At 66.3% G+C, this 9,505-nt stretch carries 8 protein-coding genes; 4 read left to right on the forward strand and 4 right to left on the reverse strand.

The features are described from left to right. Nucleotides 1-9: 9 nt before the first annotated feature. From secD to queA, 4 genes are all read right to left on the reverse strand, one after another. Nucleotides 10-2,103, reverse strand: a complete 2,094-nt coding sequence (secD, locus tag PKKP23_RS19520; protein ID WP_126878086.1) for a protein translocase subunit SecD — start codon at nt 2,101-2,103, stop codon at nt 10-12. A 140-nt stretch (nt 2,104-2,243) separates the two neighbouring features. Continuing rightward, a complete protein-coding gene (gene yajC / locus PKKP23_RS19525; protein WP_114813382.1) occupies nt 2,244-2,573 on the reverse strand; it encodes a preprotein translocase subunit YajC in 330 nt (109 codons plus the stop codon). Between the two features lie 226 nt (nt 2,574-2,799). Next, on the reverse strand, nt 2,800-3,990 hold the full coding sequence (gene tgt / locus PKKP23_RS19530; protein WP_126878087.1) for a tRNA guanosine(34) transglycosylase Tgt: 1,191 nt from the start codon (nt 3,988-3,990) through the stop codon (nt 2,800-2,802). Between the two features lie 156 nt (nt 3,991-4,146). Continuing rightward, nucleotides 4,147-5,229 carry a tRNA preQ1(34) S-adenosylmethionine ribosyltransferase-isomerase QueA gene (gene queA / locus PKKP23_RS19535; protein ID WP_126878088.1) on the reverse strand — a complete coding sequence of 361 codons (1,083 nt, stop codon included), beginning with the start codon at nt 5,227-5,229 and terminating at the stop codon, nt 4,147-4,149. Nucleotides 5,230-5,374: 145 nt separating this feature from the next. On the opposite strand from queA, the gene recG reads away from it, so the two are divergent. The 4 genes from recG to PKKP23_RS19550 form a co-directional block, all read left to right on the forward strand. Then, complete coding sequence (gene recG, locus PKKP23_RS19540) at nt 5,375-7,798, forward strand: ATP-dependent DNA helicase RecG (RefSeq protein WP_240659064.1); 2,424 nt, start codon at nt 5,375-5,377, stop codon at nt 7,796-7,798. Nucleotides 7,799-7,952: 154 nt separating this feature from the next. Then, nucleotides 7,953-8,912: a LysR substrate-binding domain-containing protein gene (locus tag PKKP23_RS19545; protein WP_017776975.1), complete on the forward strand. Its 960-nt coding sequence runs from the start codon at nt 7,953-7,955 to the stop codon at nt 8,910-8,912. Between the two features lie 184 nt (nt 8,913-9,096). Next, nucleotides 9,097-9,273 carry a hypothetical protein gene (locus tag PKKP23_RS33770; RefSeq protein WP_161978121.1) on the forward strand — a complete coding sequence of 59 codons (177 nt, stop codon included), beginning with the start codon at nt 9,097-9,099 and terminating at the stop codon, nt 9,271-9,273. A 92-nt stretch (nt 9,274-9,365) separates the two neighbouring features. After that, nucleotides 9,366-9,505: catalase (locus PKKP23_RS19550; protein WP_126878090.1), on the forward strand; the 140-nt coding region annotated here is incomplete at its 3' end.

Below are 9,505 nucleotides of genomic sequence, written 5' to 3' on the forward strand. Positions count from 1 at the left end.
CTCCGGGCCTTAGCGGGACGAGCCCGGTTTGCCTGAGTTCGGGCCGGAGCTGCCCGGACCCGAACGGCGCCGCACTACCGGCTTGCCGGTACGTGCCTGCGCCTTCTGGCGGTTCGCCGCGCTTGCTGCGCCCGATGCGGCGCGTGCCGTGCTGGTGGCAGCTTCGCTCTCCTCGTTACCGTCGCTACCGTCGGTCAGGGATGGCATGGGCGGCGCGAAGGCTGCACCGGCCGCGCCGGCACCTGCACCTTCCGGACGCCACACCTGGCCGATGGCGAGCGACTTGAGCTTCTTCTTGCCGCCGTACCAGAGGTTCACGAGGCCGCGCGAGAAGAACACCGCGGAGAACATCGACGTGAGAATGCCGATGCAGTGCACGACCGCGAAGCCGCGCACCGGGCCGGAGCCGAACGCGAGCAGCGCGAGACCTGCAATCAGCGTCGTCACGTTCGAGTCGAGAATCGTGGCCCATGCATGCTGGTAGCCGTTCTGGATCGCGAGCTGCGGCGGCGCGCCGTTGCGCAGTTCTTCGCGCACGCGCTCGTTGATCAGCACGTTCGCGTCGATGGCCATACCGAGCGCCAGTGCGATAGCGGCGATGCCCGGCAGCGTGAGCGTGGCCTGCAACATCGAAAGCACGGCCACCAGCAACAGCAGGTTCACCGAGAGCGCGATCACCGAAATGGCGCCGAACAGCATGTAGTAGACGACCATGAACGCAGCGATGGCCGCGAAGCCGTAGACCACCGAGTCGAAGCCCTTCTTGATGTTGTCCGCGCCGAGGCTCGGGCCGACCGTGCGTTCTTCGATGATGTCCATGGGCGCCGCGAGCGAGCCGGCGCGCAGGAGCAGCGCGAGGTCGGTGGCGGCCTGCGGCGTGGGCTGGCCCGTAATCTGGAAGCGGTCGCCCAGTTCGGACTGGATCGTCGCCACCGTGAGCACTTCGCCCTTGCCCTTCTCGAACAGCACCATGGCCATCGGCTTGCCGATGTTGTCGCGCGAGACGCTGGCCACCGCGCGGCCGCCCGCCGAGTCGAGACGGATATTGACCGAGGGACGCTGATGCTCGTCGAAGCCCGCCGAGGCGTCGATGATGCGGTCGCCCGTGAAGATCACCTGCTTTCTCAGCAGCACCGGCGCCTGGTTGCCCTGCGTGAAGAGTTCGTCGCCGGGCGGCACGGGCGCGTTCGGATCCGGATGCAGGCCGAGCGGGTCGGCAAGGCGCGCTTCGAGCGTTGCCGTGCGGCCGATGATGTCCTTCGCCTTCGCCGTGTCTTGCACGCCGGGCAGCTCGACCACGATGCGATCGCTGCCTTGCTGCTGGATCACCGGCTCCGCCACGCCCAGTTCGTTGACGCGGTTGTGCAGCGTGGTGATGTTCTGCTTGATGGCCGCGTCCTGCACGGTCTTCTGGACCGCGGGAGTGAACGTGCCCACCACCTGGAAGCCGCCGCTTGCCGCGGGCTGCACGGCCCACTGCAGTTCGGAGCCGTTGCGCGAGAGCAGCGTGCGGGCCTGTTCGGCGACGTTCTGGTCCGCGAAGCTGACCACGACCGACTGGCCGACGCGATTCACGCCGCCGTCGCGGATGTTGTTGTCGCGCAGCAGCGTGCGTGCGTCGGAGGCGTCCGAATCGAGCTTCTTGTTCAGCGCGCCCGCCATGTCGACCTGCAGCAGGAAGTGCACGCCGCCGCGCAGGTCGAGGCCGAGGTACATGGGCAGCGCGTGCAGCGCCGTGAGCCAGCGCGGCGAGGCGCTTTGCAGGTTCAGCGCGACGATGTACTGCGGGTCGTTGGGGTCGGCGTTGAGCGACTTCTGCAACAGATCCTTCAGGCGCAGCTGCGTGTCGGTGTCGCGCACGCGCACACGGATGTTGGCGTTGTTCGCGGAGTTGTCGAACGTGACGTCGTCAGCCTGGATGTGGCTCGCGGCGAGCGCGGCTTCCACCTGCGAGAGCGTGCCGGAATCGAGCTTGACCGTAGCCTTGCCGCTCGACACCTGCACCGCGGGCGCCTCGCCGAAGAAATTGGGCAACGTGTACACGAGGCCGATGACGAGCGCCACCAGCATCGCGACATATTTCCAGAGGGGGTAACGGTTCATGGGATGGCCCAACGGGATGGGTTGCCTGATCGGGAACGTCCGGCGCGGGAAGGTCCGGCGTTGCCGGGCCTCGTGGCCGGCCGGCGGCAGCGTGTCTCACGACGAAGCCGCGCCGGACGCCGGAATGCGCTGCGACAGGCTTACAGCGACTTGATGGTGCCCTTGGGCAGAATGGTGGAGACCGACGACTTCTGCACGGTGATTTCCGTGCCGTCTGCCACTTCCACGCCGACGTAGGCTTCGCCCACCTTGGTGATCTTGCCGACGATACCGCCGCTCGTGACGACTTCGTCGCCCTTGGCCATGGCGGCGAGCATGTTGCGATGCTCCTTCTGACGCTTCATCTGCGGGCGGATCATGATGAAGTACAGCACCGCGAACATCAGGATCAGCGGCAGAAAGCTCATCAGGCTCGATTCTGCGCCGCCTGCTGCTGCGCCTTGTGCGAAAGCACTCGAAATGAACGACACGTTGGTCTCTCCAGGTTTATTACGGTCCAAAAAACCGAGCCGGTCATTCTACCACCGGCCTGTGGCGCGACGGCCTCGGTGACTGGCCTGGCGATCAGGCCGCTTGCGGCGCTCCCGGGCATGCCGGCAGGCATGCTTCGGGGCGCCTCCCGTCCGTTGTGAAAGCAGATTGTAATGTGCGTTTGCGCATGGCCTGCGTAGAAATCGGGCGGCGTCGCACAGCCGACTATCCCGCCGCCGCCTCTTCCACGCCGCGGGCGCGGTTCTCCTGGAACGTCTTGCGGAACGCCTCGAAGGTGTGGGTTTCGATGGCTTCGCGAATCTCGCCCGTCAATTCCAGGTAGTAGTGCAGGTTGTGGATGGTATTCAGCTGCGCGCCCAGAATCTCGCCCACGCGATGCAGGTGGTGCAGGTAGCCGCGCGTGAAGTTGCGGCACGTGTAGCAGCCGCAGTGCTCGTCGAGCGGACGCAGCGAATTGCGGTGCGTGGCGTTGCGGATCTTGATGTCGCCGAAGCGCGTGAAGAGCCAGCCGTTGCGCGCATTGCGCGTGGGCATCACGCAGTCGAACATGTCGACGCCGGCCGCCACGCCTGCCACGAGGTCTTCGGGCGTGCCCACGCCCATCAGGTAGTGCGGCTTGTGGGCGGGCAGTTTCGGTGCGATGTGGTTCAGCACGCGCATCATGTCTTCCTTCGGTTCGCCCACGGAAAGGCCGCCGATCGCGAAGCCGTGAAAGTCCATCTCCGAGAGCCCCGCGAGCGACTCGTCGCGCAGGTCTTCGTACATGCCGCCCTGCACGATGCCGAAGAGCGCGTTGGGGTTGCCGAGACCGCGGAATTCGTCGATGGAGCGCTTCGCCCAGCGCATCGACATGCGCATCGATTCTGCTGCGTCCTCGTGCGAGGTCGGCACGCCGTCGGTGGCGTAGGGCGTGCATTCGTCGAACTGCATGACGATGTCCGAGTTCAGCACCTTCTGGATCTGCATCGACACTTCGGGCGACAGGAACAGCTTGTCGCCGTTCACGGGCGAGGCGAACGCGACGCCCGCTTCGGTGATCTTGCGCAGGTCGCCGAGCGAGAAGACCTGGAAGCCGCCCGAGTCCGTGAGGATGGGCCGCTTCCAGCCCATGAAGCCGTGCAGGCCGCCGTGCGCCGCGATGGTGTCGAGGCCGGGGCGCAGCCACAGGTGAAACGTGTTGCCGAGAATGATCTGCGCGTGAATTTCCTCCAGCTCGCGCGGCTGGATCGCCTTCACCGTGCCGTAGGTGCCCACGGGCATGAAGATCGGCGTCTCGATCACGCCGTGGTTCAGCGTGAGGCGGCCGCGCCGGGCGAGGCCGTCGGTCGCGAGCAGCTCGAAAGCAAGGCCGTTCGGCGGCGGGGTATGGCTAGGGTCGGATGGACCTGCGGTCATCGGTAACTCCTGTGCCACCGGAAGACAGTCCGGCGCATGTGGTGAACGACCGCCGCAGGGAGCGCGGCGGCGAAGAAACAGTGTCGAGGCGGCGCGGCTGTCGCGCCGTTACGGGGTATGAGCCGTTATGGGTTGTGAGCCTTATGGGGCGAGCGTTTACGGTGCAGTGGCGCCTGCGTCTGCGGCGCGCGTGAGCAGCATCGCGTCGCCGTAGCTGAAGAAGCGGTAGCGCTCGCGAATGGCGTGGCGATACGCGGCGCGAATCGTTTCAACGCCCGCGAACGCGGACACCAGCATCAGCAGCGTCGACTTCGGCAAGTGGAAGTTCGTGACGAGCCGGTCCACCACGCGAAAGCGATAGCCCGGCGTGATGAAGATGTCCGTTTCCGCCGACGTCGCGGCGAGCGCCTTGCCTGCCGCTTCGGCGTCGCGTGCGGCGGCTTCGAGCGCGCGCATCGACGTCGTGCCCACCGCGATCACGCGGTTGCCACGCGCTTTCGTCGCCGCGATGCGATCCACGAGCGTCTGCGGCAGTTGATACCACTCGCTGTGCATCTTGTGTTCGGCGATGTTGTCCACGCGCACGGGCTGGAAGGTGCCGGCGCCCACGTGCAGCGTGAGCGTGGCGCGCGCGACGCCGCGTTCGTCGAGTCTTGCGAGCAGCGGCGCGTCGAAGTGCAGGCCAGCAGTGGGCGCTGCCACCGCGCCCGGGTTTTGCGCGAACACGGTCTGGTAGCGCGTTTCGTCGGTGGCGTCGGCATCGTGCTCGATGTAGGGCGGCAGCGGCAGGCGGCCGTAGCGCTCGATCAGCGTGAGGCAGTCGTCCGGAAAATGCAGCGTGTAGAAGGGCTCGACGCGCTCGCCCACCGTGACCTCGAACGCGTCGGCGAGGCGCAGCGTCGTGCCCGGTGCGGGGCTCTTGCTTGCACGGATCTGCGCGAGCGCGGTACGCTCGCCGGTCAGCCTTTCGACCAGCACCTCGATGCGGCCGCCGCTGGCCTTCTGGCCGAGGAACCGCGCCTTCAGCACTTTGGTATCGTTGAACACAAGCAGATCGCCGGGCTGGATGCAGTCGGGCAGCTCGGAAAAACGGCGGTCGACGAGGCGCGGCCCGGTCGGGTTGGCCGGGTCGGCCTGGTTATGGACTTCAAGCAGGCGGCTTGCGCTGCGCTCGGGCAGCGCGGTTTGCGCGATGAGTTCGGGCGGCAGCTCGAAGTCGAAATCGGAAAGCTTGAACATGCGAAAGACGATGGAACGGGGCGCGCCGCCCGCCAGCGGCAAGCGGCTATGATGGCGGGGCGGTGCTGCGGCCCCGATAACCGTTGTGGATCGGCCGCCCGCGCGTTTTTTGCGTAAAGCCGACATTGTACTTGCGAAGCGACTCATGCCTTTTCCCTCCCGCCCGTCGAACCCCGCAGAATCTCGCAGCCAGCGCAGTCAGGACGCGCACGCGCTGGATTCGGATGCGGCGGGGGTGGCACGCGACGTGCCGGCAAGCGGGGCGAATGGCGGTGAGAGCGGCAATGAGGCTGATGGCCACAGCGACCGTAGCGACCATGGCGACCATGGCGACCATGGCGACCGCGCTGGCCGGACGCCGGCAACGCGGCGCAACGGCAAGGCTGCCGCGAAATCCGCTACGTCGAAACGCCGGGCTGCGAAGGCAGCCGAGGCTGCTGGTGAAAACGCCGGGGAAAAATCGGACGGCTCGGCCGCTTCCAAAACCGCCGTCCCAAAATCCGCCGCCGCCAAAACGGCCGACAAGCTCGTGCGGCTCGGCCTTCATCGCGACATCGATCTCGTGCTGCATCTGCCGATGCGCTACGAAGACGAAACCACGCTCACGCCGATCGGCGAACTGTTGCCCGGCGGTGTCGCGCAAACCGAAGGCGTGGTGTTCGACAACGAGATCGCCTACCGGCCGCGCCGCCAATTGCTCGTGAAGCTGCGTGACGACGCCGGCGATGAACTCGTGCTGCGCTTCCTGAATTTCTACGGCTCGCAGGTCACGCAGATGGCGATCGGCAAGCGTCTGCGGGTTCGCGGCGACGTGCGGGGCGGTTTCTTCGGCATGGAGATGGTGCATCCGGCCGTGCGCGTGGTCGATGCCGATACGCCTTTGCCGCAGGCGCTCACGCCCGTTTATCCGAGCACCGCGGGCGTCACGCAGGCGTATCTGCGCAAGGCCATCGACAATGCGCTCGCGCGCACGGCGCTGCCCGAACTGTTGCCCGAGGCGATTGCGCGGCGCTATTTCGGGCCGCTCGGCCTGCCGCCGCTGATGGACGCCGTGCGCACGCTTCACCATCCCGCCGTGAACGCTGATGAGACCGCGTTGATCGACGGCACGCATCCCGCGTGGTCGCGCATCAAGTTCGAGGAACTGCTCGCGCAGCAGCTTTCGCTCAAGCGCGCCCACGAGGAGCGCCGCACGCGTGCGGCGCCGGCCATGCCGCGGCGCGCTGCGGACGACGCCACATCGCTCGTCACGCGGCTGATGCAGACGCTGCCGTTCAAGCTGACGGGCGCGCAGCAACGCGTCGTCGGCGAAATTGCGCAGGACTTGACGCTGCCGCATCCCATGCAGCGCCTGTTGCAGGGCGACGTGGGCAGCGGCAAGACCGTCGTGGCGGCGCTCGCTGCCGCGCAGGCCATCGACGCCGGCTATCAGGCCGCGATGATGGCGCCCACCGAAATACTCGCCGAGCAGCACGCGCGCAAGCTGCGCGACTGGCTCGAACCGCTCGGCGTGAGCGTGGCCTGGCTTGCCGGCAGCCTGAAGGCCAAAGAGAAGCGCGCGGCGCTGGAAGCGGCGGCGCTCGGCACTGCGCGGCTCGTCATCGGCACGCACGCCATCATCCAAGACACGGTGGAGTTCGCGCGCCTCGGGCTCGTGATCGTCGACGAGCAGCACCGGTTCGGCGTCGCGCAGCGGCTCGCGTTGCGCGCCAAAGCGGCGCAGGCCGCGGATGGCGCGCGCGACTTCCAGCCGCACCAGCTCATGATGTCGGCCACGCCGATTCCGCGCACGCTCGCCATGACCTACTACGCGGACCTCGACGTCTCCACCATCGACGAACTGCCGCCCGGACGCACGCCGATCCTCACGAAGCTCGTCTCCGATGGGCGCCGCGAGGAAGTGATCGCCCGCGTGCGCGAGGCCGCGCTGACGGGTCGGCAGGTGTACTGGGTCTGCCCGCTGATCGAGGAAAGCGAGACGCTGCAGTTGCAGACCGCGGTGGAAACGTTCGAAACGCTGGTGGCCGCGCTGCCGGAGCTGAGAGTGGGCCTTGTGCATGGCCGCCTGGCCCCGGCGGACAAGGCCGCCGTGATGGAGGCGTTTTCGCGCAACGAGGTGCAACTGCTCGTTGCGACGACCGTGATCGAAGTGGGCGTGGACGTGCCGAACGCGTCCCTGATGGTGATCGAGCACGCGGAGCGCTTTGGTCTTGCCCAGTTGCATCAATTGCGCGGGCGGGTGGGGCGGGGCAGCACGGCGTCGGTGTGCGTGCTCCTTTACAGCGGGCCGCTTTCGCAGTCCGGCCGCGCGCGGCTGCAGACCATGCGCGAAACCACGGACGGCTTCGAGATCGCCCGGCGCGACCTGGAGATTCGCGGTCCGGGCGAGTTTCTCGGCGCGCGGCAGTCCGGCGCAGCGATGCTGCGCTTTGCCAGCCTAGAAAACGACGGCTGGCTCATCGAGCCGGCGCGCGAGGCCGCTGAACGATTGCTGCACGAGTACCCGCACGTGGTGACGCAGCATCTGACGCGCTGGCTCGGCGCGCGCGAGCAGTATCTGAAGGCGTAAGGCTGGCGGCAAGGGCTGAAAGGGCGAAGGGGCGACGGGTTCAAAGGCGGAAAGGGCGATCCTCGTCCAGCCTCATTCAGGTTGAATATTGGCGAATTGGCCCCATAGGTGTATAACTGAAACCTATCGAATCTTTCGCCTGATTGGTCCCCGAATGACCCTGACCGAACTGAAATACATCGTCGCCGTGGCTCGCGAACGGCATTTCGGCCGCGCCGCCGAAGCCTGCTTCGTCAGCCAGCCGACGCTTTCTGTTGCCATCAAGAAGCTCGAAGACGAACTGAACGTGCAGATCTTCGAGCGCGGCACGAGCGAAGTCAGCGTGACGCCCATCGGCGAGCAGATCGTCACGCAGGCGCAGCGCGTGCTCGAACAGACGCTCGCCATCAAGGAAATCGCCAAGCAGGGCAAGGACCCGCTCGTCGGACCGCTGCGCCTCGGCGTGATCTACACCATCGGGCCCTATCTGTTGCCCACGCTCGTGAAGCAGATGATCAAGCGCGTTCCGCAGATGCCGCTGATGCTCCAGGAGAACTACACGCTCAAGCTGATCGAACTGCTGAAGCAGGGCGAAATCGACGTTGCCATCATGGCGCTGCCGTTTCCCGAAACCGGCCTCATGCTGCGCCCGCTCTACGACGAGCCGTTCGTCGTGGCGCTGCCGTCGGGCCACGCCTGGGAAAAACGCCCGAAGATCGATCCGGGCGACCTCAAGCAGGAAACGATGCTGCTGCTGGGCAGCGGCCATTGCTTCCGCGACCACGTGCTGGGCGTGTGTCCGGAGCTGATGCGCTTCTCGCAGAATGCCGACGGCATCCAGAAGACCTTCGAAGGCTCGTCGCTGGAGACCATCCGGCACATGGTGGCGAGCGGCGTGGGCATCACGGTGCTGCCGCGCATGTCGGTGCACGAAGTAAAGCCGCACGCGGGCGGCGTCGATTCGGGGCTGCTTTCTTATGTGCCGTTCGACGAACCGGTTCCAGATCGCCGCGTCGTGCTGGCCTGGCGCAAGAGCTTTACACGCATGCCGGCCATCGACGCCATTTGCGACGCCGTCGCCGCGTGCGATCTGCCTGGCGTGAGGAAGCTCGACATCCCGGCAGCGGCCGCCTGAGGTTTCGGGCTGGTGGTGTCGACGGCGCCCCGGCCCCCATTTCTTCCATGGCGCAAGGCCGCCCTTTAGCCCTGTTTAGTCCAGGGCTATTGAATAAATAAAATCAATCAAATACGCTGAACCGATAGCGTTGATATAGTTTCCTCCATGGATCAACCGATCCACACCCACCCCGGAGGAAGCCATGTCCCAGCCCGTTCAGCCGTCCATTGCCAACTCCGCCGCGCAGGCCTCGTCGCTGCGCGCATCGCATTCCCCCGTCGCCATCGCGCCGCAGCGCGTTTTCGCTTCTGAGTCGTCCATGCGCGAACTGCGCACGGTCGCGTTCTCGCTGCTCGTGGATCGCGCGCTGTCGGCCTAGATCGGCCTGAACAAGACGCTAAGACGCTGTCTTTCCCGCCTTCCTCTTCGCACCGTTTCTCCCATTCCAGTATCACCACCAAGGAGTCCAGGATGTCCGAACGCAATCTCACCTCGGCCGCCGGCGCGCCCGTTGCCGACAACCAGAACTCGATGACCGCGGGCCCGCGTGGCCCGGTCATGCTCCAGGACGTGTGGCTGCTCGAAAAGCTCGCCCACTTCGACCGCGAGGT

Source organism: Paraburkholderia kururiensis JCM 10599 = LMG 19447 (assembly GCF_003986935.1).
In the GTDB taxonomy this organism is placed as follows: domain Bacteria; phylum Pseudomonadota; class Gammaproteobacteria; order Burkholderiales; family Burkholderiaceae; genus Paraburkholderia; species Paraburkholderia kururiensis.

Excerpts from the sequence above, each read along its gene's own strand:
- secD (WP_126878086.1), bottom strand. The coding sequence starts at position 2,103 with ATGAACCGTTACCCCCTCTGGAAATATGTCGCGATGCTGGTGGCGCTC.
- tgt (WP_126878087.1), bottom strand. The coding sequence starts at position 3,990 with ATGACCGCAGGTCCATCCGACCCTAGCCATACCCCGCCGCCGAACGGC.
- queA (WP_126878088.1), bottom strand. The coding sequence starts at position 5,229 with ATGTTCAAGCTTTCCGATTTCGACTTCGAGCTGCCGCCCGAACTCATC.
- recG (WP_240659064.1), top strand. The coding sequence starts at position 5,375 with ATGCCTTTTCCCTCCCGCCCGTCGAACCCCGCAGAATCTCGCAGCCAG.
- PKKP23_RS19545 (WP_017776975.1), top strand. The coding sequence starts at position 7,953 with ATGACCCTGACCGAACTGAAATACATCGTCGCCGTGGCTCGCGAACGG.
- PKKP23_RS33770 (WP_161978121.1), top strand. The coding sequence starts at position 9,097 with ATGTCCCAGCCCGTTCAGCCGTCCATTGCCAACTCCGCCGCGCAGGCC.